Source organism: Novosphingobium sp. AAP93, from assembly GCF_001296055.1.
Classification (GTDB): domain Bacteria; phylum Pseudomonadota; class Alphaproteobacteria; order Sphingomonadales; family Sphingomonadaceae; genus Novosphingobium.
On sequence record NZ_LJHZ01000110.1, the window covers coordinates 32,526 to 56,743 of the forward strand.

The following is a 24,218-nucleotide window of genomic DNA, read 5'->3' on the forward strand; positions in this document are numbered from 1 at the left end:
GTGCAACCAGCCCGAGGGATTATTCGAGCGCGCCTCGCCAATAGTGCGGTTGTAGCTCTCCCAGCTTGACCTTAGTCCACTCAGTCGGATCGTCCTTTCTGGCGACCGCTATGGAGACGTCGGGCCCATAAAGGAAGAGACGCTCCTGACAGACCCCGCATGGGGCCAGGATCACGTAACGATCGGTCGCTTCGCGATAAACGCAGGCACTGGCAGTAACCGGATCGTCCAAAGTGTATGCTTCGCAGAGGCAGCCGGTTTCGTGACATAACGAAACCGCATCGTTTAGAGTGTCTGGCGCGGTGCTCAATATGAGCCGACCCGAGGCGGTGTACATACCGGCTGCGCCTTCAGACTCGTCGCCCGGAAAGCGCCGGGCGATGAATGCGATGATGCTATCGACGAGGGCTTGATCGACTTCCACGGTCTGGAGCTTGCACCGGCATCGATGCCGTTACAAGCTCTCCCCGATTGCCGTCGCGACTAGATCCCCGCAAACCACTGATATCCGCGGTGATCTTCCCAATAGCCACCGCCGCCGCCATGGATACCCGCCAGCGACGAGACGGCCTCGACGCGCATCACGTACTTCGCCTGCTTGTAGCCCAGCTGCCGCTCGACACGCAGCCGCAGCGGCGCGCCGTGGCCCACCGTCAGCAGCTCGCCGTTCATGTGCGTCGCCAGGATCGTCTGCGGGTGGAAGGCATCGATCATGTCGATGCTCTCGTAGTATGGGATGCCGCCCGTGCTGTCGGCGCAATGGAACACCACGTACTTGGCGTTGCTCGACATGCCCGCGCGCTTCAGGATCAGTCCCAGCGGCACGCCCGACCATTCGCCGATCGCGCTCCAGCCTTCGACGCAGTCGTGCCGGGTGATCTGCGTGCGCCGGGGCGCCGCCATCATTTGGGCCAGGCTGATCCGCAGCGGATGCGCCACCATGCCGTCCACGCTCAGCGTCCAGTCGGCAAACTTGTTCGCCGCCAGCGCGTTGTACTCGCTCGTGTTGGGGTTCTGGTTGCCGTTCTGGCGGAACACCGGCGACATTTCGGACCGGCTGAACTCCTGCGCCAGCGCATTCCGGTTCGTTACGAGACGCTGCGCGCCATGCGTCGCCTTCTCGCCAAGGCTGAGGAACGACTTCACCGACGGCGAGGCGTTGATCTGGTCGCAGCCGGCCAGAAGGAGGCCCGCTCCGCCGATCAACGCGTTGCGCCGCGTAACGAGCGAGGAGGGGCGTTCGGCCGGCAGGATCAGGCCGGAGGTCTTTTCGTTGCTCATTTCGAACGCTCCTTCGGCAGACGATACCAGCCCGTGATGATCGACCGAAGCTCGTTGAAGGGCCCGGCTAGCACAACCGCCAGCAGATGCACCGCGATGAACAGCGCGAACCCGAATGCGCAGAGGAAGTGGATCGAGCGCGCCGAGGGTCGCCCGCCAAACAACTCCGCGAGCCACGGAAACGCGGCGTTCAGCGTGGGCGACATCGTGCAGCCGGTCAGGATCACGACCGGGATCAGCACGAAGAGCACGCCGAGATAGGCGATCTTCTGCAGCGGATTGTAGGCCCGTGCCGCTTCGCCGGTGGGGAAGCGCAGCCGTGCGTGTTCCTTGATGTCATGCCAGAGGTGCGAGAGGCTACGCTCTTCACGCTTCAGCGCAAGATCGCGCCGCAAGTGCCCGGAAATAAAGTTATACGTCATGAACAGCGTCGCGCTGATCAGCAGCACCCAGGCAAACGCGAAGTGCCATTGCCGCGCATCCGCGAGGCTGTAGGTCGAAGGGATCGTCACCAGCGGCGGGAAGGCATAGGCGACGCCCTGCGCATAGCCGAGGAAGCCTGTCGTCGCGATCTCGAAGCCGCCGATCTGCACGAAGCCGCTCGTCCCGCGGTGGCTGATCACAAGCCAGGGATGATCGAGGTTTGCGCCATAGACGCCCCAGTAAAGCCGCGGATGCGCATTGAAGATCATCATCCCGCTCATCAGCATCACGAATATGCTGAGGGCATTGACCCAGTGCCAGATCCGCACCGGAAGTTTCGTTCGGTAGATCAGCGGCGAGGCATCGGCCTCCGCCCGCCCGGCAGAGCCTTCGGCCCCGCCTTCTGCAAATTGTGTCGCCATTGTCCCGCTCCGCCAAGCTGTGCGCACACGGCGAGCATGCGCTTCCCGGCCGGAAGCGCAAGCGCCGCGAACACCACTTCGGACCAAACGCGCAAATTGTTACATCACGTGGAAAAAAATCCGTCAGCCCCCGTATTGACCCCCGTATTGGCCCCCCTATTGGCCCTCGTACCACCCCACATCCTGCGTCGCGACCTCGCCAAAGCGAGCGCCCTTGGTGATCGATTGCCAGATAATCGGCCACGAGGTGCCGATCATGCTGAGGAACGGCCATGGGTCGCGCCACTCCCAGCTGACGTCACGCGTGATGACCAGGCTCTTCAGGCTCGGCCAGAATCCCTTGCCCCGCAGCATGGCGCCCTGCGTCTCGGTCAGGCAGGCGTAGAACTGCTGCAGCGTCCGGTGCCGTCGTACCCGAACCGGGCCCTGCCAGCCGGGCTCGAGCACCGCGCGGGCGATGTCCTCGCCCTCCCAGAAATGCACCCCGCTTGTCGCGCGCGGATTGCATTCGATGGCATGGGGCACGCCATCCGCATCGATGATGAAATCGAACGAAATGAACCCGCTCCAGCCGATTTCCGCCACGAACCGTTCAACCCACGCACTGATCGCCGGCACGTCCACCCGCTCGAACGCCACCGCGACCGAGCCCGACATCACCGCCCCGCGATAGACCATCGTCGCCACCACGCGCCCGCCTTGCGCGATGGTGCAGGTGCTGTGTTCGCGCCCTTCGACAAACTGCTGCACCACCGCGGGCGCGCCCGGATCGGCCGGCGGCAGCGGCTCCCCGCCGCGCAGGATCGAAAGGCCATTGCCCGAGCATGAGAACACCGGCTTCACCACCACCGGTCCGCTCCGCGCGAGGGCCTCCGCCTCGGCTGAGCCAAGCGGCGCGCTCACCGGCACCGCCAGCCCCATCGCCGCCGCTGTCTCCACGAACCGCGCCTTGTCATGCAGCGCCAGCACCTGCTCCGGCGGCATCGTGAACAGCGCAGCGCCCTCCGGCAGCATCCCCGCCAGATGGGCGACATGCATCGTCTCTTCCGAGACCGGCACGACGAGGTCGACACCCTCGCGCCGCACGATCTCCGCCAGCGCGGCCAGATAGGCCGTCTTGCCCTTCACCGGCGGCGGCACCTTGAACTCGCGCGCCACGTGCCGCGATGCACCCGCCAGCGTCCAGCCATAAGGCTCGGCCACCAGCACCCGGCACCCCGCCTTGGCGAACCCCCGCGCCAGATCGAGCGCCTTGGGCAGCCGCCCCAATGTGAGCAGGATCGTCGTCATGACGTCACGCTCCAAGGGGCACTGGCGACACCCGGACCATCACTTGCTTCGCCGGTCGTGTGGTCAGCCGCGCCGCCGGGCGGACAGCGCCCGCATCCTCGATATGGAAATCGAACCGGCGAAACAGCCGCGCGATCAGCAGCACCGCCTCGGTCAGCGCAAAGGCCGCCCCGGCGCAGACGCGCGGCCCCTGACCGAAGGGAATATAGGCCCCCGGCGTCAGCTCACTCTCCCGCGCGGGCAGGAAGCGGTCGGGATCGAACACGTCGGGGTCCTTCCAGAACCGCTTGTGCCGGTGCAGCACCCACGGCGCCACCATCACCAGCGCCCCGCGCTTGACCCGCTTGCCCCCGATCGTGGTCGCCTCGGTCGCCACGCGCGGCAGGAACGTGATCGGCGGATAGAGCCGCAAGGTCTCGCGAAACACGTTGCGCACGGTCAGCAGATGTTTGGTCTCCTCGAACCCGATAGGCCCATCCTCGCCCGCCACTTCGCGGATTTCGCGCCGCACCCGGGCTACGAGCTCGGGCTGCATGGCCAGCAGATAGAACGCCCAGGTCAGCGCGCTCGCGCTCGTCTCATGCCCTGCCAGGAACAGCACCCCCAGCTGGTCGATCAGCTCCTCGCGCGTGAACGCCGTCCGCGTGAAATCGTCCCGCGCCGCGATCACGGCAGCGGCGATATCGTCGAAGTTCTCGCCGTTCGGCCCCACATGCGTATCGAGCAGATCGCCGAGATGCCCACGAATGCGCCGACAGGCCTCAAGCACAAAGTCCTTCTGCGGCACCGGAGTCCACGCCGGGTCCATGATCAGCCGCCGGATCTCGACTTGCGCCACGCTGTGCTCGAACACGGTGAAGGCATCGAACACGTCGTGCGCGGCGCCCGTTTCCAGACCCGTGCTGAACACCGTGCGGCAGATGATATCCGCGGTCAGGTGGCTCATCGTCAGATCGAGCGAAAACGCCCCGCCATCCGCCGCGCGCGCCGCCAGCGTCTCCTCGCAGGCCTCCGCGCCTTCCTGCATCGCCGGGAACGCCCGGTTCACCCGCATCATCGTGAAGGCGGGATCGATCATCCGCCGCTGCCGCTGCCACACCTCGCCGGAGGAGACGAAGATCGAATCGCCGATGAGCGGCGCCAGCGCGTCGACCATCAGGTCACTCTTGGGGAAAATTCCTTCGGGATCAGAGAGTACACGGCGAACTTCATCCGGCCTGTTCACAATCAGGATCGACCGCCGCGAATAGCCCAGCGGCCCGACATCGCAGCGATAGGCGCTTGCCGGCAGCAGGCTGAGCAGATCGCCGTCCCCCCGCAGCGCCACGCGCAGCAGCGCCATGACAGCCCCCAGCGAGTTGGGGCGCGGCGGGCGATAGGCGGCATTCTGGGTCAAGTGTGGATCCCGAAGAGTTCCCCAGTGTCATCTTATGTTTACACGAGGCCTGTCCAGTGAAATAGTCGTCCCGACGAGAACCTGGGGGATGCGATGGAACTGCTGGTGTTCCGCTGCCTGATTGCAGCCCACATCGCCGCCGGGGCGACCGGCGCGGTCGCGTTCTGGGTACCGGTGGTGGGCCGCAAGGGTGATGTCAATCACCGCAAGTGGGGCCGCGTGTTCACCAAGGCTATCCTGATCACCGGCTGCCTTGCCCTCGCGATGAGCCTGTTCACGCTCTACGATCCGATGACGGTCCATCCGCACCTCGTAGGCAAGTTCGATGCCGATTTCGTGCGCGGAATGTTCGGCGTGATGATGCTCCACAACGCGATCCTCACGCTCAACCTCGCGTGGTACGGCTGGCTCTGCGTGCAGAACCGCCGCAATGTCGCGGCCAGCCGAACCCCGCTCAATATCGCGCTGCAGTTTGCGGTGATGATCGCCGCCGTGGTCTGCGCGTGGGACGGCGCGCGCATCCATCAGCCCTTGATGATGCTCATTTCGGTCGTCGGCATGGCGACCGGGATCACCAATCTCGTGTTCCTCTATTCCCGCAATCCCTCGCCGGTCATGTGGCTCAAGGAGCATGTGAAGGCGCTCGTGGGCGCGGGCATCTCGGTCTACACCGCGTTCCTCGCGTTCGGCTCGGTGCGCCTCATGCCTTCGCTCGCGCTTCACCCGGCCATGTGGTCGGTGCCGCTCGTCACCGGCCTCATCATCCTCATCTACCACCGTATCCGCATCGACATGAAGGCCGGGATCAGCATCATTCCGCAGTTCCGCCGCCGCGCTGCGTCGTCTGACTGATTGCTGGGGGCGGACGTGGCGCGCAAGGTCGTTGTCGTCGGGGCCGGGATGGGCGGCCTTTCCGCCGCCGCCGATCTCGCCCGGCAGGGGCTTGACGTCACCGTCGTCGAACGCGCCGCCCATGTCGGCGGCAAGATGCGCCGGGTGGAAAGCGGCGGTCTTTCCATCGATGCCGGCCCCACGGTCTTCACCATGCGCTGGATCTTCGATGGCCTGTTCGGCGATGCGGGCGAGCGGCTCGAGGACCACCTTGGCCTCATCACCGCAGAGACGCTGGCCCGCCATGCATGGAGACCCACCAGATCAGGAATGGGCGGCAATCTCGATCTCTTCGCCGACGTGGACCGTTCCGCCGACGCCATCGGAGACTTCGCCGGTGCCGCCGAAGCCAAGGCCTACCGCGATTTCTGCACCCGCAGCGCGGATATCTACAAGACGCTTGCCGCCTCTTTCATCGCGGCCGAGCGTCCTTCGATTCCCGGACTTGTGGCGCGGCTGGGGCCCTTCGGCATCCCTGCGCTGATGCGCACCGTGCCCATGCGCACGCTGTGGGGCGCGCTCGGCGATCACTTCAAGGATGCCCGTCTGCGCCAGTTGTTCGGGCGTTATTCGACCTATGTCGGCTCCTCGCCCTGGGCCGCGCCTGCCACGCTGATGCTGATCGCGCATGTCGAGCAGGACGGCGTCTGGCTTGTGCGTGGTGGCATCCACGAAGTCGCGCGAGCCATCGGGGGCCTCGCTGAAAAGCACGGCGCCCGGTTCCGCTTCAACACCGAAATGGAGCGCATCGTCGTCGAAGGTGGGCGTGTCACCGGCGTCGATCTCGCGGGTGGTGAACGCCTTGCGGCCGATGCCGTGGTCTTCAACGGCGACATCTCGGCGCTCACCGATGAAGTCCGCCCGGTCCCCGCCACCGCACCGCTCAAGCGCTCGCTGTCCGCCGTCACCTGGTGCCTCGCCGCGCGTACATCGGGCTTTGACCTTGCGCACCATAATGTCTTCTTTGCAGAGGATTACGGGGCAGAGTTCCAGGCAATCTTCAAGGATCGCCGGATCACCGAAACGCCGACCGTCTACCTGTGCGCGCAAGACAGGGGCGAGGGGAGCAATCACCCCGCAGGCACCCCCGAACGCCTTCTCGCGCTGATCAACGCACCGGCTGATGGCGACAAGGGGCCACTGCTAGATGCCCAGCTCGCCGATCTCGCTCGCCGCAGCGTCGGGTTGATGCAGGATTGCGGCCTTGACCTTACCGCCGTCGACGAACCCGTGGTCACCGATCCCGCGGGCTTCCACGCGCTGTTCCCAGCCAGCGGCGGCGCGCTCTATGGCCGCGCCAACCACGGCATGATGGGCAGCTTCGCGCGGGCCGGAGCGAAAGGCAAAGTGCCGGGGCTCTACCTCGCCGGCGGCAGCGTCCACCCGGGTCCGGGCATCCCGATGGCGACAATGTCCGGCCGCATTGCCGCAGCGCGCCTCGTCGCCGACCTTGCCGGCGACCGCCGCACGGTCATGCTCCCTGCCGACGTGCTCTGGCCTTGAGGCTGGTACGCGACCAGCGCGGATGCTGGCAGGGCGCAGGCCGTCCCAGCGTCTGAAGTCCGGCGCGCAGCACCCAGCCAAGCTTTTCGTTGCGCGAGGTGAACACGCGGGCATCCCACACGCGCGGGCCGCCCGCCGCCACTTTGCGCGCAATCGCGCCGTAGATGCCCGCAGCGGACAGAATCGCCCAGCGCTGGCGGAACCCAAGCCGCGCCGCGCCGACCCGCGCCGAAGCCTCGTAGTCCGCCGCGAGCGCCGCGAGCCGCTTCGCCACGCCGACCAAAGCCGCGCGGTAGCAGGGCCGCAGTTGCTCGCCCGGCGGGATATCCGCCTCCGCCAGCCACTCGGCCGGAAGATAGCAGCGCCCGCCGCGATCATCCTCCGCCACGTCCCGCGCGATATTCCCGAGCTGGAAAGCCAGTCCAAGGTCGCAGGCGCGGTCCAATGTGTCGTCGTCGTCCGGCGCCACGCCCATGACGACCGCCATCATGACGCCGACAGCGCCCGCCACGTGGAAGCAATAGCGCAGCAGGTCCGCCTCGCTGCGCGGGCTCCAATCCGCCGCATCGAGCGCAAAGCCGTCGATCACGTCCTCGGCCATCGCACGCGTCAGTCCGCATTCCTTCGCGACCACACCGAGCGCATCGAAACTGGGATTGCCCGTCGCGATTCCCGCCACGGCGAGGTCGGTCAGCCGCCGGATCTGTGCCAGCCGCTCGTCCGCCGCTGCGCCGGGCGTCTTGCCCAGTTCCCCGCCGAGGTCCTGCTCGTCGGCAATGTCGTCGCACGCGCGGCACCAGGCATAGAGCAGCCACACCCGCTCGCGCGTCGTCCGGTCGAACAGGCGCGAGGCGGCGGCGAAGCTTTTGGACCCTCGCGCGATGGTCTCGCGGGCGTGGGCAACAAGGGCAGCGCGGTCCGGTCCGGTCGGCACGGCGCGAGGGTCGGTCACGCCAGCCTCACAAGTCCTTGGCGGACATCTGGATGATCGGCGTGTGCGGCACATGCGCCGCCATGCGCGGCAGCAGCACATCGAGCGAATGCTCGGCGAGGATAATCCCGCCATGCACCGGGCGGATGAAGCCCACCTCGATCATCTGCGCCTGAAACGCCAGCAGCTTGTCGTAGAAGCCGAAGGCATTGAGCAGGCCGACCGGCTTGGAGTGATAGCCCAGCTGCGCCCAGCTCACCGCTTCCCACAGCTCGTCCATCGTGCCGACCCCGCCGGGCAGGGTCAGGAACCCGTCCGAAAGGTCGGTGAAGGCCTGCTTGCGCTGGTGCATCGTGTCGACCACCGTCAGGCTCGTGCAATCGGGATTGGCGACTTCCGCTTCGGCCAGCGCGCGCGGGATCACCCCGATCACTTCGCCGCCCGCTTCCAGCGCTCCTGCGGCGACCGCGCCCATCAGGCCCAGCCGCCCGCCGCCGTAGACCACGCCGATGCCGCGCGCCGCCAGCTCAGCGCCGACTTCGCGCGCCAATGCCACATAGCGCGGGTCCGCCGGCGATGCCGAACCGCAATAGACCGCCAGCCGTTTCACGCGCGCTTACCTTTCCAGCAGGTCCTCGATCATGATCCGCGCCGTCGCCTTCGCGCTGCCGACCACGCCGGGGATGCCCGCACCCGGATGAGTGCCGGCGCCCACCAGATAGAAGTTCTTGATCGCATCGTCACGGTTGTGCGCGCGGAAATATGCGGATTGCGTGAGCAGCGGCTCAAGGCTGAACGCGCTCCCCTGATGAGCCGAAAGATCGATGGAGAAGTCCTTCGGCGTATAGTGGAATTTCGTCACAACCCGGCTGTGGATGTCCGGGATCAGACGGCGGCCCACTTCATCGAGCACGCGCTTTTCGAGCAGCGGGCCCACTTCGTCCCAGTCGACCGGCAGCTTGCCCATGTTCGCCACCGGCACCAGCGCGTAGAACGTGCTCATGCCTTCGGGCGCCATGCTCGGGTCGGTCACCGAGGGGTGGTGCAGGTAGATCGAGAAGTCCTCCGGCAGCACGCCGTGGTTGTAGATGTCGTCAAGCAGTCCCTTGTAGCGCGGTCCGAACAGGATCATGTGATGCGCGATTCCCGGCCAGGTGCCTTCCACGCCGAAGTGCACGACGAACAGGCTGGGGGAAAACTTCTTGCGCTGCAGACTCTTGGCCCGACGCTGCGCATGGCCGTTGTCGGGCATCAGGTCCTGATAGGAATGGACGATGTCGGCGTTGGAGGCGACCGCGTCGAAGTTTTCCTGCCAGCCGCTCTTGGTCCGCACGCCCGTCACCCGGTCGCCCAGCGACTGGATGTGCTCAACCGCATCGCCCAGCCGCACCGTGCCGCCCAGCCGCTCGAAGTGCCGCATCATACCTGCGATCAGCTTGTTGGTGCCGCCCTTGGCCCACCACACACCGCCGTCTTTTTCCAGCTTGTGGATCAGGGCATACATGGCGCTTGCGGTCATCGGGTTGCCGCCCACCAGCAGCGAATGGAAGCTGAACGCCTCGCGCAGCTTCTCGTTCTGGATGTAGCTCGAAACGATCGAATAGACCGAACGCCATGCCTGATAGCGGATCAGCGGCGGTGCCGACTTGATCATCGAGGCAAAATCAAGAAACGGCACCGAGCCGAGCTTGACGTACCCTTCCTCGAACACGCCGGCCGAAAACTTCAGGAACTCGGCATAGCCGGCCACGTCGCGCGGGTTGAGCTTGGCGATCTCCGCGTTCAGGATCGCCTCGTCGTTGGTGTAATCGAAGTTCGTCCCGTCCGCCCAGTTCAGCCGGTAGAACGGCTTGACCGGCAGGAGTTCGACGTCCTCGGCAATCTCATGGCCCGAAAGCGCCCACAGTTCGTTAAGGCAGGGCGGATCGGTGATCACCGTCGGCCCGGCGTCAAAGGTGAAGCCGTCCTTTTCCCAGTAGTAGGCACGTCCGCCAGGCTTGTCGCGCGCCTCGATCACGGTGGTCTGGATCCCCGCCGACTGCAGGCGGATCGCCAGCGCCAGTCCGCCGAAACCGGCCCCGATGACAGCGACTTTCTTCATGATGGAACTCAAACTCCTGAAAACTTCAACGGCGCCGGTTGCCGGCCGAAACCGGTAATCGTGCCCAGTGCCCGAGGGATCGGGATCGGCGGTATTCCCGCCAGAATGCGGAACTTGTCGTAAGAGGTCGAACGCCCCGAATAGAACCGCTCGATCAGCTGCGGCTTCATCGTGTAGAACCGCTCCAATATGCGCAGCCGTTCTTCCGGATAGGCACCGCCAAACAACAATGCCGAGAGCATGCGGTAGTAGGACTGGTTTTCCCAGTGCCCTTTAGCCCACTTGGCAGAGAAGGCTTTCAATCCCGCACCATCGAGCTTGTCGTGATGCGCCAGCGCCAGGGCAAAGCGCACGGCATCGGGCACCGAGTAGCTGGTGAGCGAATGGAACAGCCCGGCGCGCGAACCAGCCCGCGCGGTATCCTCGCCGGCACCCTGCCAGAACCCGGCAAAGTCGCCGCCGGCCACCACCGGCAGCACGCCGTGTTCCTCATTGATCAGCGCCTCGACTTCCCACCCGCGTGCCGCAAGGTATGCGTCGATCCGCTTTTCCAGCAGCGGCCGGTCCAGCACGCTGCTGTCCGAGTAGTAGGTATCCTCGAGGAAGATCACATCGGGCGCAAAGGGCAGGGCGTACATGAAGCGGTAGCCGTCGATCTGCTCGACCGTCGCGTCCATCACGATGGGCCGTTCGAGCCCATGCGGCGCCTTCAGCTTGAACTTGCGGCCGACGAACTTCTGCCACCCGCCGGTGAAGTGCGAGACATCGCGCAGCCCCCGCGTGTCGATCACGCCGCCGGCCTGCACCGGCGTGCCATCGCCCAGCATGACTTCGGTCTCGCTGCAGCTCTTCACGGCCTGCCGGGTGAGGATAGCATCCTCTGGCAGCGCCGCGCGCAGCGCCGCATCGAACTTTTCCGATGTCATCGCGCTATAGCGGGTGGCGAGGTGGCGGCTGTGGCGCGGAAAGTGGACGTTGTAGTCCGGCCAGCTCGCCTCGATCATCGGCGCAAGTAGCTCGGTCGCCTCGGGATCGGTGTCGGTCGCAAAGAACGACCACACGTGATTGCCGCCCAGACACTCGCCCTGTTCCACAATGAGCAGCGAAAGATCGGGTCGGTAGCGGGCAAGCGCAAGCGCGATCAGGCCGCCTGCCAGGCCCCCACCAAGGATCGCGATATCGCAGCGCCGTGCATTCATCATGCAAGGCGATAGGCGCTGGACCGAAGTCGCGCAACCTGTGCCCGCGTGCCCGTTTGTGAAGATGGGGGATCGGGAGGGGAGTGGGGCCCCGGGGATGGCGGTGAAGGCTGCCATCCCCGGAGAACTTGCAAAGGGCGACTGGGGGGAGTTGCCCTTCTCCCAGGGATTGTCGCGGCGACCGGCCCCTGAAGTGTGGAGTAAAGGGGTGGTCGGGGCGACGATCTCAACATGCCGAAGTCCATCTGTCGCCGAGCGGTCCGCACCATGAACAATCGGTAATGTTGAGTTGCCGTGCGGAGCAATGCCTCCAGATTCCTGTTGCGTTTTGATGCGGATCAAGGCCTCCTTGCACCGGCAAGGCGAGAACCGCCACAACCGGACCAATCGGCTCCCCGCTGCGGCGGAGAAGGGCCGCGGCCGGGCAAGATGGAGAGAGAATGATGGCAGAGCAGGCTGAGCAGCACGTCGACGTCCTGATCATCGGAGCCGGAATTTCCGGGATCGGATCCGCCAAGCATCTGCAGGACCAGTGCCCCGGCAAGAGCTACGCCATCCTCGAAAGCAAGGACACCTTCGGCGGCACCTGGGAAACCCACAAGTACCCCGGCATCCGCTCCGATTCCGATCTCTACACCTTCGGCTACCGCTTCAAGCCGTGGACCGGCACGCCGATCGCCTCGGCCGACGCGATCCTCAAGTACATGGGCGAGGTGATCGAGGAAAACGGGATCACGCCGCACATCCGCTACGGCCACACGATCACCGCCTGCAGCTGGTCTAGCGCCGACAACCTGTGGACCGTCAAGGCGGGCCGCAAGGATGGCAGCGAGGTCGTCTACACCGCCGGCTTCCTGTGGATGTGCCAGGGCTACTACGACCACAAGACGCCCTACATTCCCGAATGGCCGAACATGGCCTCCTACAAGGGCCACTTCGTGCATTCCCAGCTGTGGGACCCCAAGACCGACGTGGCCGGCAAGCATGTCATCGTGATCGGCTCGGGCGCCACCGCCGCCACCATCGTCCCCGCGCTGTGCGAGGCCGGCGCCACGGTCACCATGGTCCAGCGCTCGCCGACGTGGTTCTACTGCGCGCCCAACGTCAGCGAACTGGCCGACCGCCTGCGCACCATCGGCGTCGACGAGCCTACCATCCACCGCGTCGTGCGGCAGGACTACATCTACAACTTCTACGAGATGGACCGCCGCAGCCGCGAGGAGCCTGAGGCCATGGCCGAGGACCTGCGCGCGCTGATCCGCGGCTATGTCGGCGAAGACTTCAACTTCGAGCCGCACTTCACGCCCAGATATCGCCCGTGGCAGCAGCGCCTGGCCCAGCTCCCTGATGGCGACATGTTCAAGGCGGTCGTCGCGGGCAAGGCGAGCGTCGTCACCGACACGATCGACACCTTCACCGAGAAGGGCCTGCGGGTCAGCTCCGGGCAGGAGATCGAAGGCGACATCATCGTCGCCTGCACCGGCTTCCGCCTTTCGGTGCTCGGCGAAATCCCCTTCGAGGTCGACGGCAAGGCGGTCGATTGGTCCGAGACGATCAATTACCGCGGCATGATGTTCACCGGCGTGCCCAACCTCGTCTGGGTTTTCGGCTACTTCCGCGCCTCGTGGACCCTGCGCGTTGATATCGTCGGCGATTTCGTCTGCAAGCTGCTGAATCACATGGATGAAGCGCATGCGAGGAAGGTCGAGGTCGCGCTGCGCGAGGAAGACAAGGACATGAAGATCCTGCCATGGATCGACGCCGACAACTTCAACCCCACCTACCTGATGCGCGATCTGGACCGCATGCCCAGGCGCGGCGACAAGCCCGAATGGCAGCACAACCAGGACTACTGGAGCGAGCGGGAGCAAATCCCCTTCATCGATCCTGCCGCCAGCGAGTTCGTCTACGACAACCAGCGCGCCGAAGCAGCGCTGGAAGCTGCCGAATAACGCCTTTCAGGTCGTCCCCATTTTTGCGCAGCACAAATGGGGAGGAGGCGGGTCTGAGGGGCCTTTCGTCCCCGGTACGGTGAGGGAGACCACCCGTAGTGTGGTGGAGCGGGCGCCCTCGGAAAAAGATGGGGTTCACGCAGAGACGCAGAGGAAGAAGCGAGACGCAGAGAAGAAAGGGGTACAGGGGGGACTTCGGCCGCAGGCCGCCAATCAATCTCGAGCGCCAGGATCAAGAGCGGCTCCGCCGCAATCGCCAACTCTCCGCGTCTCTTTTCTTCCTCTGCGTCTCTGCGTGAAACCAACCTTCTACTTGACCCCTCACTCCTTCAGCGGAGAGGGAAAAGCGCTACGCCGCCTTCGCCCGCTTCGTCCCCGCCGCAATTTCCTTCAGCAAATCGCGCACATAGGCATCGAAATCGAGCTGAATCGTGTGCCGCCGCGCCGCATAGTAGTGCCCGGTGTGGTATTCCTCGTCGGCCTTGATGATGCGGTGCATCTCGCCGAGCGGGGGAGGGGTGTACGTCCCCGCCAGATAGGCCGCGATCAGCTTCGATTGCTGCTCGGCGAAGTTCACCAGCGTCGGCAGCGGCTGGCCCAGCCCCGCATAGAACAAGTCTGGCACTTCGGGCTTCATGATCCGCTTGAACAGCGGGGGCGGCCGGTTGTCGGCATCGGCGCAGAGCGAGGGATCGTCAAAGAACGGGAAGCGGATGTCGTAGCCCGTCGCCCAGACGATGACGTCGATCTGCTCCTTGCTGCCATCCTTGAAGACGACGCCGTCGCCGTCCAGCCGCTCGATGGCGCCCTTCATCGTCACGTCGCCCGAACCCGCGCGCAGCAGGAACTCGCCGGAAACCGTGGCATGGGCATCGAACGGGCCGATTTCCGGCTCGGGCAGGCCATAGTCGCTCATCTTGCCGACAAGGCTCTTGATCATCCGCGTGCCCAGAGCGGTGCGCACTGAGCGCGGCATCCACGCCGGGGCCGGGTTCTTGTCGATCGGCTGGCCCTTGTAATACTTCGGCAACACCCACACCCCGCGCCGGGTCGAAACGAACAGCTTTTGCGCAATCGGGCGCTGCGAGAGCTCCGAAGCGATATCCATCGCCGAATTGCCCATGCCGACCACCAGCACGCGCTTGCCGACGCAGTTCACCGGCTCGAATGCGCTGCGGAAGGAATGGCTGTGGAGCTGATCCCCGTCGAAATGCCCCGGATACTCTGGAATGCGCGCTGCCCAGTGGTGCCCGTTCGCCACCACCAGCGCCTCGTACGCGCGGGTCTCGCCGGTCGAGAGCGTCACGTCCCAGCCGCCACCGGGCTTGCGCTGCGCCTTCTCGACCTTGGTGTTGAAGGTGATGTTCTCGCGCAGGGCGAAGTGCGCGGCATAGTCGCGGAAGTATTGCAGGAGCTGCGAATGGTGCGGAAAGTCCGGCCAGTCCGCCGGCACCGGATAGTCCTCGAACGCCAGCCGCCACTTCGAGGTATCGATATGCAGGCTCTGATAACAGGCCGACAACCCGTTGGGATTGTTGTAGTACCAGTTCCCGCCGATATCGTCCGAGGCGTCGAACTGGTCGTAGCTGATCCCGTAGTCCTTGAGCCGCTTGGCGACCGTGATCCCCGAACAGCCCGCCCCGATGATGCAGACGCGCTTCATGTCAGGCACGCTCCAGCCGCACCGGCATGGCATTGAACCCATGCAGGAACGGGCTTGCCAGCCGCTCCGGCTTGCCGGCCATGACTGGCCGCAGCCCGCGCCCCACGATCTCGTCGATCACCGCCGCGATCTGCACTTCGGCGAGCCGCGCCCCTACGCAGCGGTGGATGCCATGGCCAAACCCGATATGCCGCCGCGCATTCTCGCGGGTCACGTCAAAGCGCTCGGCATCGGGGAACACGCTCTCGTCGCGGTTGCCCGAAATGTACCACATCACGATCTTCTCGCCCGCGCGGATCAGCTGCCCGCCCACTTCGACATCCTTGGTCGCGGTGCGCCGCATGTGGGTGACCGGCGTCTGCCAGCGGATGATCTCCTGCGCGGCATTGGCCGAAAGCGTCGGGTCCGCCCGCAGCACGTCAAGCTGCTCCGGATAGAGCGTCAGCGCCTCGACGAGCCCGGCGATCGAGTTTCTTGTCGTATCGTTCCCGGCCACGATCAGCAGCGCGATATTGGCGAGCCGTTCGAGCGGCGGCAGGTTCCCCATCGCTTCCGAATGCACCATCCGGCTCAGCAGATCGTCCGTCGGCGGCAAGACCTTCCGCGCATCAAGCTCACGGTCGAACCGCGCGAGCATTTCGCCCATCTGCTTCATCCACTCCGCGCGGTACTCCGGCGTCAGATTGTCCGCCGAAACCCCGCTGCCATAGTCCGACCAGCGCTTCAGATCGCGCCACTCCTTGAACGGAAAGTCGAACAGGCTGCACAGCATGCCGAGCGTCTGCGGAATCGCGAGGCTCTCCACCCAGTCGAACGTCTCGCCAATCGGCAGCGTATCGAACAGCATCTTCGCCCGCTCGCGCACCTGCGCTTCCAGCTTGATCATCTGCCCCGGGCTGAACGCCGGCGCGATCACCTTGCGCTGCGCGGTGTGGATCGGCGGATCCTGCGCGATGAAGTTGGGAAATTCCGCCTCGTTGATCGATTCGGCGATCGTGATGTTCCCCAGCTTCCACGAGGAGGAGAACACTTCCGGCATCAGCTCGATCTGCTGGATCGTCTCATGCGTCACCGCCGACCAGTAGCTGCCAAACGGGCTCTCCGGCCGCCAGCTCACCGGCATCTCCCGCCGCAGCGTGGCAAACGGCTCGCGCCATGTATCCTCGGTGTAGAGCGCATCCGCGCTCACGTCATAGGGATTGATTGCCCGCTCAAGGGTCTGGCTCGCCATGTCCTGCTCCGCTTTTCCCGCTCGGCACACGGCGGGCCTTGGCACGACTATGTTTAAGCGCCCGCTTAAAGTCCAGTCCCAATGGTGGCTGGACGACGCCGCGAGACCGGACTAGAACCGTCCCATTCCCCGGGGAGCCAGTGAGCACGCATGGCTGAGAGGGGCTGGTCACGCAGCCCGACCCGTCGAACCTGAACCCGTTAGCACGGGCGGAGGGAGCGGTCAGTCTGCACGCCAGCGCCCGCCATCCGTCCGTTCAAAGGAGCGCAAGATGGCTGATATCAATTCCCGCCTCGAAAATGGCCCGCAGGCCACGCCCATCGGCGTCACCACCGGCCCGATCCGCGGCAGCCGAAAGATCCACGTCGAAAGCCCGCGCTTCCCCGGCATGACGGTCGCCATGCGCGAAATCGCGCTCGAACCCAGCTCGGGCGAGCCCCCGCTGCGGGTCTACGACACCTCCGGCCCCTACACCGACGCGAACGCCCAGATCGACATCGCCAAGGGCCTTCCCCAGCTGCGCCGGGAGTGGATCATGGGCCGCGGCGACGTCGAGGAATACCAGGCCCGCGAAGTGAAACCCGAAGACAACGGCCAGCTCGGCCCCGACCGCTCGGGCGGCGTCCCCGGCTTCCCCAATGTCGTCCAGCGCCCGCTGCGTGCCAAGGCCGGCGGCAACGTCAGCCAGATGCACTACGCCCGCCAGGGCATCATCACGCAGGAGATGGAATACGTCGCCGTCCGCGAGAACCTCGGCCGCCGCCAGCTCAAGGAAGCCTTGGCGCGCGACGGGCAGGACTGGGGCGCCAGCATCCCCGACTACGTAACCGCCGAATTCGTCCGCGATGAAGTCGCCCGCGGCCGCGCGATCATCCCCAGCAACATCAACCACCCTGAATCCGAGCCGATGGCCATCGGCCGCAACTTCCTCGTGAAGATCAACGCGAACATCGGCAACTCCGCCGTCGCGTCTGACGTCGCCAGCGAGGTCGAGAAGATGGTCTGGTCCGTCCGCTGGGGCGCCGATACCGTCATGGACCTCTCCACGGGCCGCAACATCCACGACACCCGCGAATGGATCCTGCGCAACAGCCCCGTGCCCATCGGCACCGTGCCGATCTACCAGGCGCTCGAAAAGGTCGGCGGCATTGCCGAGGACCTCACCTGGGAAATCTTCCGCGATACGCTCATCGAGCAGGCCGAACAGGGGGTCGACTACTTCACCATCCACGCCGGCGTGCGCCTCCCCTATATCCCGCTCACCGCCAAGCGCGTCACCGGCATCGTCAGCCGCGGCGGCTCGATCATGGCCAAGTGGTGCCTCGCGCATCACAAGGAATCGTTCCTCTACGAGCACTTCGACGAGATCACCGAGATCATGAAGGCCTACGACATCGCCTATTCGCTGGGCGATGGCCTGCGCCCCGGCTCGGTCGCCGATGCCAACGACGAAGCCCAGTTCGCCGAGCTCTACACCCTCGGCGAGCTCACCAAGCGCGCGTGGGAGCAGGACGTGCAGGTGATGATCGAAGGCCCCGGCCACGTGCCGATGCACAAGATCAAGGAGAACATGGACAAGCAGCTCGCCGCCTGCGGCGAAGCCCCGTTCTACACGCTCGGGCCGCTCGTGACCGACATTGCCCCCGGCTACGACCACATCACCAGCGGCATCGGCGCCGCGATGATCGGCTGGTTCGGCACCGCGATGCTCTGCTACGTCACGCCGAAGGAGCACCTCGGCCTGCCCGACCGCGACGACGTCAAGGTCGGCGTCGTCACCTACAAGCTCGCTGCCCACGCAGCCGACCTCGCCAAGGGCCACCCCGCCGCCAAGCTGCGCGACGATGCCCTCAGCCGCGCCCGCTTCGAATTCCGCTGGCGCGACCAGTTCAATCTGTCGCTCGATCCGGACACGGCAGAGCAGTACCACGACCAGACGCTCCCCGCCGAAGGCGCCAAGACCGCCCACTTCTGCTCGATGTGCGGCCCCAAGTTCTGCTCGATGAAGATCACGCAGGAAGTCCGCGACTTCGCCGCCAAGCAGAACGCGGAGATCGGTACCTTCGTCGCGAACGAAGCCGAAGCCGAAGCGGGCATGGCCGAGATGAGCGAAAAGTACCGCGAGGCCGGCAGCGAGCTTTATTTGCCGGCAGCGGAGTAATCCTATTCCTCCCCGAGCTTGCTCGGGGAGGGGGACCGCCCGAAGGGTGGTGGAGGGGTAACGCCCATCCCTTGCAATCGGTCACACACCGGGTCACCCTTGGCCATCAACAACCAAGGGAACGCAAGACCAATGACCGACGCCAAAGCCATGATCCAGACGATGATCGCGCTCGCCTCCGCCTCGCTCGGCCTCGTCGCCGCGCTGGCTTGGAACGAGGCGATCAAGGCCACGCTCGCCATGCTCGGCATTGGCGACAGCCTCGCCGGGCTCTACAGCTACGCCATCGTCGCCACCGTGCTTGCCGTCACTGTCCTGACGATCCTCGGCCGCATCAGCGCCCGCCTCGGTGCCGAAGCTGTCATCCAGCGCGAAGCAGAGGGGTAAGGTTCGTCGCCGCGACGGGGAAAGGGGCGAACCGGCCATTCGCGCGTCGTGGTCGGGGCCTTGACCGTTCCTTCCCACCGGGCAAGAAAACCCTGTCAGGAAGGTGGACCCGGTCATCATGCTTCATTGTCAGCAATGCGGCTCGCGGGCGATCCGCAAATCCAGTGCAGTCTATGAGCAGGGCACCGCGGTCAAAACCAGCCAGCGTCGCGGCACTTCCTATGGCCGCAGCGGCCTTCGCGTGTCCTCCGGGAATACGACCAGTACGCGCACCACAGGCGCAGCCGCCCACAATGCACCGCCAGAGGACATGAAACCCGTTTTTTCGCTCGTGGCAGGAGCGATAATCGGCAGCCTTCTCGGGCTCGCCAGTTCCAACGTGATGGCATGTTTTCTTTTCACCATCATCGGCTGCTTTGGCGGACTCTTCCTCGCCTTGATGTCTGGCTCGGACTCTCACAAGGCTGCAATGGCCCTCTACCGCCGCCAATGGTATTGCACCAGGTGCGGTGCCATATCACATGCGCCGGAAGCCGACAGCGACAGCGACGCCGCGCTGTCGCCTTCAACAAACCGAGTGAATGCCATCCCGCAGGAATATGTGGAGCGGTTGATTTCACCGATTCAGCGCGCACGTAGCGAAACCGATCGCGATCTCGTCGGGCTTCGGACCATCGCCGCGCGCACCGCGCCCGATGGCACGTTCGATCCGCTCCTGCCCTATTCACTCGATCTCGGTCTCGTCTCGCGCCTGGCGTCGCTCGGCTATCTTGCATGGGACAGCACGGCGCAACGCTGCCGCCTTACTGATCGCGGTTCCGCCAGAGCCGCCGAAGCTGCTGCGGTTGCACCGCCTGCGTGAGGCTGTTATAACCGCCGTATGAACGCAACGCTCAAGATTACCAGGATAGGCAATTCCGCCGGGATCATCCTCCCCCGCGAGATCCTGTCTCACCTCGGTGCCGAAGTGGGAGAAACGCTCACGGTCGTAACCACGCCGGGCGGCATCGAACTGCGCGCCGAAGAGCCCGATTTCGATGCGCAGATGGCCGCTGCCCGCGAAGTGATGGCCCGGCGCAAGCGCGCCCTGCGCGAACTCGCCAAGTAAACACGTGGCCCATAACTGGATATGGGTCGCGCCCGATGTGGCGCGAGCTGCTCATGCCGAGCAACTGACCGAGCATGGTGGTGCCGAAGGCGTGCGCGATGATGGCCTGCTCGAAAGTGCATTCGCCCGCCCGCGCAACCTTGCGGACTACGGCGATCCGGACGCTGCCGCGCTAGCAGCCGCCTACGCTTATGGGATTGCCCGCAACCATCCATTCGTCGACGGCAACAAGCGCACGGCAGCGGTCGTCTCGGAAACGTTCCTTGTTCTCAACGGCTTTATATTGACCGCAACCGATGCGGAACTTGTCGTCGCCTTCCTCGCCCTCGCCGCTGGCGACCTGACCGAAGAAGAACTGGCTGACTGGTTCCGCCAGCACCTGCGCGCCGTCTGAAGGCCTGCCGCCAAGCAAGGCTTTCCTACAATGTACCAAATGGGTTATTCGCGCGCTTATGGAAAAGCCCGAAACCCGGCGCTCCACGCGCCATCCGCGTCCCGAAAACTGGAACAAGGTCAAGATGGCCGATTTCCTGCGGGAACTTGCCGCCACCCACTGCGTCGCCGCCGCCGCCAAGTCGGTCGGCATGACCAGGCAATCGGCCTACCGATTGCGCGCCAGATTGAAGGGGGAACCGTTCGACGTAGCTTGGGAAACCGCCTTTCAGCACGGCTATGATGCTCTTGCACAGGCCGCGCTTGAACGCGCGCTGCATGGCGTTGAAGTGCCGCATTTCCACAAGGGAGAACTGGTCCACGTCTCGCGCAAGTATGATGAGCGGCTCACCGTCTATCTGCTCTCCGCGCGGAACGTGAACGGGGCGCAGCAGCTTTCGCGCTATGGGGCGGCCAGCGAATTCTGGTCGGAAAGCTGGGACAAGCTGCTCGCGCGCATCGAGGAGGGCTCGGCCTTCTGGCACTTCGAGAACCCGGGCGACCAGCCCGACGACGAGACCCGCGTCCGGCAGGTTATCGATCGCCAGCTGCTCGTTGATCCTCCGGGAAAGTGACTGCGCCCGCGGTGGCTGTCACCGTCACTCCGTCATGCACAACTGTCTGTAAAACAAGGATAATGAGGTGAATTTTGAGGGTTGCACAGTGTAACCCTGTGTCACCCTCAACCGGCCGGTTGGGCCGCAATGCAAAACGGCCCTCACGCGGACTGTCCTGCGTGAGGGCCGCTTGCCCGGTCAGCCCCGATCCGGGGCCGTCCGCGTCTCGATCAGTTCGAGGCGACCTGGATGCCCAGTGCGCGGGCTTCGGCCTGCGTGAACTCGACTGCCTGGTTGTTGAACGTGCCGGTCACATAGCGGCCACGGACGTGGAGTTCGAAGGGGGCCTTGCCGTTGAAGGCGGTGCCCTTGATCACGCGCTCGCCACCAGCAACTTGCGTGGTGTAGGTGTAGGTGACACCTTCGTGGGTGAACTTGGCGGCGGATTCGTCAGCGTGGGCAAGGGCCGGGGCAGCGATCAGGGCAGCAGCGGCAGCGATCTGGAAAGTCTTGAGAAACATGGCAAAATCTCCTTTTGAACCGGAAGAAATTGCCTTCGAGCACCCCTGTTTTCTTGTTGAGGCCGATATGGTGCAGCGCACAATGACCCGCAATTGTAATGATCGCCGATCAAGTTGCAAAACACGCAACTGGGCTTTGCTGGCAGCCTTTTTCGCCGTGGCGGCCTGCACGCCGCAGGCTGATCCGCCTGCGCCCGTGCCGGTCCCTGCGCCGGTCCTAGCCGGGGGATGGCGGGTTGCCGACCCTGCCGGAGAGGACGTTCAGGCGGCGGCGCGCTATGCCGCAAGCCAGCTCCCGACCGGGGGCGGTGCAGTCGCCGAAGTGGTATCGGCAGACACGCAGGTCGTGGCTGGCATGAACATCCGCATGGTGCTCCGCCTCACCGATGGATCGCGTTGGCGCGTCGTTGTCTGGCGCCGCCTCGATGATACTTTCGCGCTGACTGAAAGTGCGAAAATTCCTTGAGAGTCAACGCTTCTTGACGAACTCGGCGCGCAGCACGAGGCCCTTGATGCCGTCGAACCGGCAGTCGATTTCCTGCGCGTCGCCGGTCAGGCGGATCGACTTGATCAGCGTCCCGCGCTTGAGCGTCTGGCCCGCGCCCTTGACCTCGAGGTCCTTGATCAGCGTGACCTGATCGCCATCGGCAAGGAGGTTCCCCACCGCATCACGCACTTTGACCGTGCCCTCCGCCGCGCGCTTCGCTGCAAGGTCAGACGCGGGCATCCATTCGCCGCTGTCCTCGTCGAACACGTAGTCTTCATCGCTCATGCCGTGCCGTTTGCCCGAAAGGGCAGGACCTGTCCAACCCACAACGCCAGCCACACCAGCACCGGCTGCAGAAACATGCGAGGGACGTGATAGCCGAGCCCCAGCCCATGATCCGGCCGCGCCATGTCGCGGATGAGGTGCACGATGTTCGCCGGGAACACACACACGGCGTAAGCAGCAAGCCCCCAACCAGCCGCGCGGCGGAGTGCTGGGGACCACGGCTGCAGCAGCCCCGCGGCACCCGCCAGCTCGGCCACGCCGGTCAGCGCGATGACGAGCTCAGGCTGCGGCACCCAGGTCGGCATGATGCCAAGGAACGGGCGGGGCAGCAGCAGATGCAGCACGCCCGCCAGCGCGTAGAGCAGGGCCAGTACCCAGCGGGTCACGGCCCTCGCCATAAGTCAGTCGCGCAGCAGTTCGTTGATGCCGGTCTTGCTCCGGGTCTGCGCATCGACCGTCTTCACGATCACCGCGCAGTAAAGCGAGGGACCCGGCGTACCATCGGGCAGGGGCTTGCCCGGCATCGCGCCCGGAACCACCACGGCATAGGGCGGGACACGGCCCATGTGGACTTCGCCCGTCGCACGGTCGACGATCTTGGTCGATGCGCCGAGATACACGCCCATCGAAAGCACTGCGCCTTCTCCGACAACCACGCCTTCAGCCACCTCCGAACGCGCGCCGATGAAGCAGCCGTCCTCGATGATCACAGGGCCAGCCTGCAGGGGCTCAAGCACGCCGCCGATGCCGGCGCCGCCCGAGATATGCACGTTCTTGCCGATCTGCGCGCACGAACCGACCGTCGCCCAGGTGTCGACCATCGTGCCTTCATCGACATAGGCGCCGATGTTGACGAAGCTCGGCATCAGCACGACGCCCTTGGCGATATGCGCTCCGCGCCGCGCCACTGCACCGGGCACCACGCGGAAACCTGCCTCGCGAAAGCGGTTCTCGCCCCAGCCGGCGAACTTCGAGGGCACCTTGTCATAGGCCGGAGCACCGCCCGCGCCATGCTCGATCACCGCGTTGTCATTCAGGCGGAAAGAGAGCAGCACCGCCTTCTTGAGCCACTGGTTGACGGTCCATGCGCCGTCCACCTTCTCCGCCACGCGGACCTTGCCGCCGTCGAGCAGTTCAAGCGCGGCCTCGACCACTTCGCGCACGGCCGTGCTGGCGGGCGTTACGTTGGCGCGGTCTTCCCACGCGGCTTCGATGGCGGCCTGCAGGTCTGCGGTCATGGCGTATGCTCCCCGAAAATCAGAGCGCGGGGCCTAACCGAGCGAAGGGCTGCCCGCAAGCTCCGCGCAAACCAATTCCAGCCACTGCGGCAGATCATCGATGACGAGATCGATCGCGGCATCGTCCTTCGCGCGGTCGCCCCATTCGCTGGCACAGTCGAGCCACACCGTCTGCATGCCGAGTGCCTTGGCAGGCGGCAGGTTGCGCGCCGAGTCCTCGACAAACACCGCGCGCTCCGGCTCGAAGCCGAACGCCGCGATCAGGCTGTGATAGGCGGACGGTTCCGGCTTGGGCTTGTAGTCCATCGCGATGACGTCCCACATGCCCTCGAAGCAATCCTCGAGCCCGAGCGCCGCCAGCACCCGCTCAGCATAGGGCTGGTCGCCATTGGTGAAGATCAGCCGCCGCCCGGGAAGTGCCTTGATCCGCTCCGCGAGGCGAGGCGCTTCGGCCAGCACGCTCATGTCGACATCGTGGACGAAGTCGAGAAACGCGCGTGGATCGATGGGGTGGTAGTGCATCAGGCCCGCGAGCGTGGTGCCGTGATCGTGGAAATACATCTTCTGGATGCGCTTGGCCTCGGTTGCATCACAGCCGAGCAGATCGGCAATGAACTGCCCCATGCGTTGGTCGATCTGGCCGAACAGCCCGCAGGCCGGCGGGTAGAGCGTGTAATCAAGGTCGAAGATCCAGCAATCGACGCGGGTCGGATCAAACGCCACAGGACATGCTCCCGCACAGCTTGTGATTGCCGGGCA

General features: G+C 65.1%; 26 protein-coding genes and 1 riboswitch. Of the genes, 10 read left to right on the forward strand and 16 right to left on the reverse strand.

Features of this window, described 5'->3' with window-relative positions:
* Nucleotides 1-19: 19 nt before the first annotated feature.
* From IP83_RS16850 to IP83_RS16870, 5 genes are all read right to left on the reverse strand, one after another.
* The gene (locus tag IP83_RS16850) at nucleotides 20-424 is read right to left on the reverse strand and encodes a cytidine deaminase (RefSeq protein ID WP_054123397.1); all 405 of its coding nucleotides are present in this window, start codon (nucleotides 422-424) and stop codon (nucleotides 20-22) included.
* A gap of 59 nt (nucleotides 425-483) precedes the next feature.
* Entirely contained in the window at nucleotides 484-1,281 is a 798-nt protein-coding gene (locus IP83_RS16855; protein ID WP_054123398.1) for a molybdopterin-binding protein, read from the reverse strand.
* Nucleotides 1,278-2,126 carry a cytochrome b/b6 domain-containing protein gene (locus IP83_RS16860; protein ID WP_054123399.1) on the reverse strand — a complete coding sequence of 283 codons (849 nt, stop codon included), beginning with the start codon at nucleotides 2,124-2,126 and terminating at the stop codon, nucleotides 1,278-1,280. The genes IP83_RS16855 and IP83_RS16860 overlap by 4 nt, the downstream gene beginning before the upstream one ends.
* 156 nt (nucleotides 2,127-2,282) lie before the next feature.
* Complete coding sequence (locus IP83_RS16865; RefSeq protein ID WP_054123400.1) at nucleotides 2,283-3,416, reverse strand: ATP-grasp domain-containing protein; 1,134 nt, start codon at nucleotides 3,414-3,416, stop codon at nucleotides 2,283-2,285.
* A gap of 4 nt (nucleotides 3,417-3,420) precedes the next feature.
* Complete coding sequence (locus IP83_RS16870) at nucleotides 3,421-4,812, reverse strand: cytochrome P450 (RefSeq protein WP_054123401.1); 1,392 nt, start codon at nucleotides 4,810-4,812, stop codon at nucleotides 3,421-3,423.
* A gap of 93 nt (nucleotides 4,813-4,905) precedes the next feature.
* Here IP83_RS16870 and IP83_RS16875 point away from each other — a divergent pair, with 93 nt between their 5' ends.
* Both IP83_RS16875 and crtD read left to right on the forward strand, forming a co-directional pair.
* Nucleotides 4,906-5,664: a hypothetical protein gene (locus tag IP83_RS16875; protein WP_054123402.1), complete on the forward strand. Its 759-nt coding sequence runs from the start codon at nucleotides 4,906-4,908 to the stop codon at nucleotides 5,662-5,664.
* A gap of 15 nt (nucleotides 5,665-5,679) precedes the next feature.
* Nucleotides 5,680-7,206, forward strand: coding sequence for a 1-hydroxycarotenoid 3,4-desaturase CrtD (gene crtD, locus IP83_RS16880; protein ID WP_082364798.1), 1,527 nt, complete (start codon nucleotides 5,680-5,682; stop codon nucleotides 7,204-7,206).
* On the opposite strand, the gene IP83_RS16885 is transcribed toward crtD, so the two are convergent.
* From IP83_RS16885 to crtY, 4 genes are read right to left on the reverse strand one after another with little or no spacing between them, the layout of a single operon-like run.
* Entirely contained in the window at nucleotides 7,175-8,158 is a 984-nt protein-coding gene (locus IP83_RS16885) for a phytoene/squalene synthase family protein (RefSeq protein ID WP_369817035.1), read from the reverse strand. The two genes, crtD and IP83_RS16885, sit on opposite strands and share 32 nt — an antisense overlap.
* 7 nt (nucleotides 8,159-8,165) lie before the next feature.
* Nucleotides 8,166-8,747 carry a TIGR00730 family Rossman fold protein gene (locus IP83_RS16890; protein WP_054123404.1) on the reverse strand — a complete coding sequence of 194 codons (582 nt, stop codon included), beginning with the start codon at nucleotides 8,745-8,747 and terminating at the stop codon, nucleotides 8,166-8,168.
* Nucleotides 8,748-8,753: 6 nt separating this feature from the next.
* Nucleotides 8,754-10,238, reverse strand: coding sequence for a phytoene desaturase (locus tag IP83_RS16895; RefSeq protein ID WP_054123405.1), 1,485 nt, complete (start codon nucleotides 10,236-10,238; stop codon nucleotides 8,754-8,756).
* Nucleotides 10,239-10,246: 8 nt separating this feature from the next.
* A complete protein-coding gene (gene crtY / locus IP83_RS16900; RefSeq protein WP_054123406.1) occupies nucleotides 10,247-11,437 on the reverse strand; it encodes a lycopene beta-cyclase CrtY in 1,191 nt (396 codons plus the stop codon).
* Between the two features lie 443 nt (nucleotides 11,438-11,880).
* On the opposite strand from crtY, the gene IP83_RS16905 reads away from it, so the two are divergent.
* A complete protein-coding gene (locus tag IP83_RS16905; protein WP_054123439.1) occupies nucleotides 11,881-13,389 on the forward strand; it encodes an NAD(P)/FAD-dependent oxidoreductase in 1,509 nt (502 codons plus the stop codon).
* 349 nt (nucleotides 13,390-13,738) lie between these two features.
* Here the strand turns inward: IP83_RS16905 and IP83_RS16910 are convergent, their stop codons facing one another.
* On the reverse strand, nucleotides 13,739-15,052 hold the full coding sequence (locus IP83_RS16910; RefSeq protein WP_054123407.1) for an NAD(P)/FAD-dependent oxidoreductase: 1,314 nt from the start codon (nucleotides 15,050-15,052) through the stop codon (nucleotides 13,739-13,741).
* A gap of 1 nt (nucleotide 15,053) precedes the next feature.
* Nucleotides 15,054-16,283, reverse strand: coding sequence for a cytochrome P450 (locus IP83_RS16915; RefSeq protein WP_054123408.1), 1,230 nt, complete (start codon nucleotides 16,281-16,283; stop codon nucleotides 15,054-15,056).
* Between the two features lie 120 nt (nucleotides 16,284-16,403).
* Nucleotides 16,404-16,518, forward strand: a riboswitch (TPP riboswitch).
* 36 nt (nucleotides 16,519-16,554) lie between these two features.
* On the opposite strand from IP83_RS16915, the gene thiC reads away from it, so the two are divergent.
* The 6 genes from thiC to IP83_RS16945 all read left to right on the forward strand — a co-directional run bounded on the left by thiC (nucleotide 16,555) and on the right by IP83_RS16945 (nucleotide 20,946).
* A complete protein-coding gene (thiC, locus tag IP83_RS16920; protein WP_054123409.1) occupies nucleotides 16,555-18,444 on the forward strand; it encodes a phosphomethylpyrimidine synthase ThiC in 1,890 nt (629 codons plus the stop codon).
* Nucleotides 18,445-18,576: 132 nt separating this feature from the next.
* Nucleotides 18,577-18,831 (forward strand): DUF5654 family protein, encoded by a 255-nt coding sequence (locus IP83_RS16925; RefSeq protein ID WP_054123410.1) that lies wholly within the window; start codon nucleotides 18,577-18,579, stop codon nucleotides 18,829-18,831.
* A 103-nt stretch (nucleotides 18,832-18,934) separates the two neighbouring features.
* The gene (locus tag IP83_RS16930; RefSeq protein WP_156309812.1) at nucleotides 18,935-19,693 is read left to right on the forward strand and encodes a hypothetical protein; all 759 of its coding nucleotides are present in this window, start codon (nucleotides 18,935-18,937) and stop codon (nucleotides 19,691-19,693) included.
* A gap of 18 nt (nucleotides 19,694-19,711) precedes the next feature.
* Complete coding sequence (locus IP83_RS16935) at nucleotides 19,712-19,939, forward strand: transcriptional regulator (RefSeq protein WP_054123412.1); 228 nt, start codon at nucleotides 19,712-19,714, stop codon at nucleotides 19,937-19,939.
* A gap of 4 nt (nucleotides 19,940-19,943) precedes the next feature.
* Entirely contained in the window at nucleotides 19,944-20,333 is a 390-nt protein-coding gene (locus IP83_RS16940; RefSeq protein WP_054123413.1) for a type II toxin-antitoxin system death-on-curing family toxin, read from the forward strand.
* A 58-nt stretch (nucleotides 20,334-20,391) separates the two neighbouring features.
* Nucleotides 20,392-20,946: a hypothetical protein gene (locus IP83_RS16945; protein ID WP_054123414.1), complete on the forward strand. Its 555-nt coding sequence runs from the start codon at nucleotides 20,392-20,394 to the stop codon at nucleotides 20,944-20,946.
* Nucleotides 20,947-21,158: 212 nt separating this feature from the next.
* On the opposite strand, the gene IP83_RS16950 is transcribed toward IP83_RS16945, so the two are convergent.
* Nucleotides 21,159-21,449: a hypothetical protein gene (locus tag IP83_RS16950; protein ID WP_054123415.1), complete on the reverse strand. Its 291-nt coding sequence runs from the start codon at nucleotides 21,447-21,449 to the stop codon at nucleotides 21,159-21,161.
* A 136-nt stretch (nucleotides 21,450-21,585) separates the two neighbouring features.
* On the opposite strand from IP83_RS16950, the gene IP83_RS16955 reads away from it, so the two are divergent.
* Entirely contained in the window at nucleotides 21,586-21,915 is a 330-nt protein-coding gene (locus IP83_RS16955; RefSeq protein WP_054123416.1) for a hypothetical protein, read from the forward strand.
* A 3-nt stretch (nucleotides 21,916-21,918) separates the two neighbouring features.
* Here the strand turns inward: IP83_RS16955 and IP83_RS16960 are convergent, their stop codons facing one another.
* Genes IP83_RS16960 through IP83_RS16975 form a run of 4 tightly spaced genes read right to left on the reverse strand, consistent with a single transcriptional unit; the run spans nucleotide 21,919 to nucleotide 24,182 of the window.
* Nucleotides 21,919-22,221 (reverse strand): alkylphosphonate utilization protein, encoded by a 303-nt coding sequence (locus IP83_RS16960; protein WP_054123417.1) that lies wholly within the window; start codon nucleotides 22,219-22,221, stop codon nucleotides 21,919-21,921.
* On the reverse strand, nucleotides 22,218-22,619 hold the full coding sequence (locus IP83_RS16965) for a DoxX family protein (RefSeq protein WP_054123418.1): 402 nt from the start codon (nucleotides 22,617-22,619) through the stop codon (nucleotides 22,218-22,220). Before IP83_RS16965 ends, IP83_RS16960 begins: the two co-directional genes overlap by 4 nt.
* A 3-nt stretch (nucleotides 22,620-22,622) precedes the next feature.
* Nucleotides 22,623-23,459 (reverse strand): 2,3,4,5-tetrahydropyridine-2,6-dicarboxylate N-succinyltransferase, encoded by an 837-nt coding sequence (gene dapD / locus IP83_RS16970; protein WP_054123419.1) that lies wholly within the window; start codon nucleotides 23,457-23,459, stop codon nucleotides 22,623-22,625.
* Nucleotides 23,460-23,492: 33 nt separating this feature from the next.
* Entirely contained in the window at nucleotides 23,493-24,182 is a 690-nt protein-coding gene (locus tag IP83_RS16975) for a pyrimidine 5'-nucleotidase (RefSeq protein ID WP_054123420.1), read from the reverse strand.
* Nucleotides 24,183-24,218: the final 36 nt, after the last annotated feature.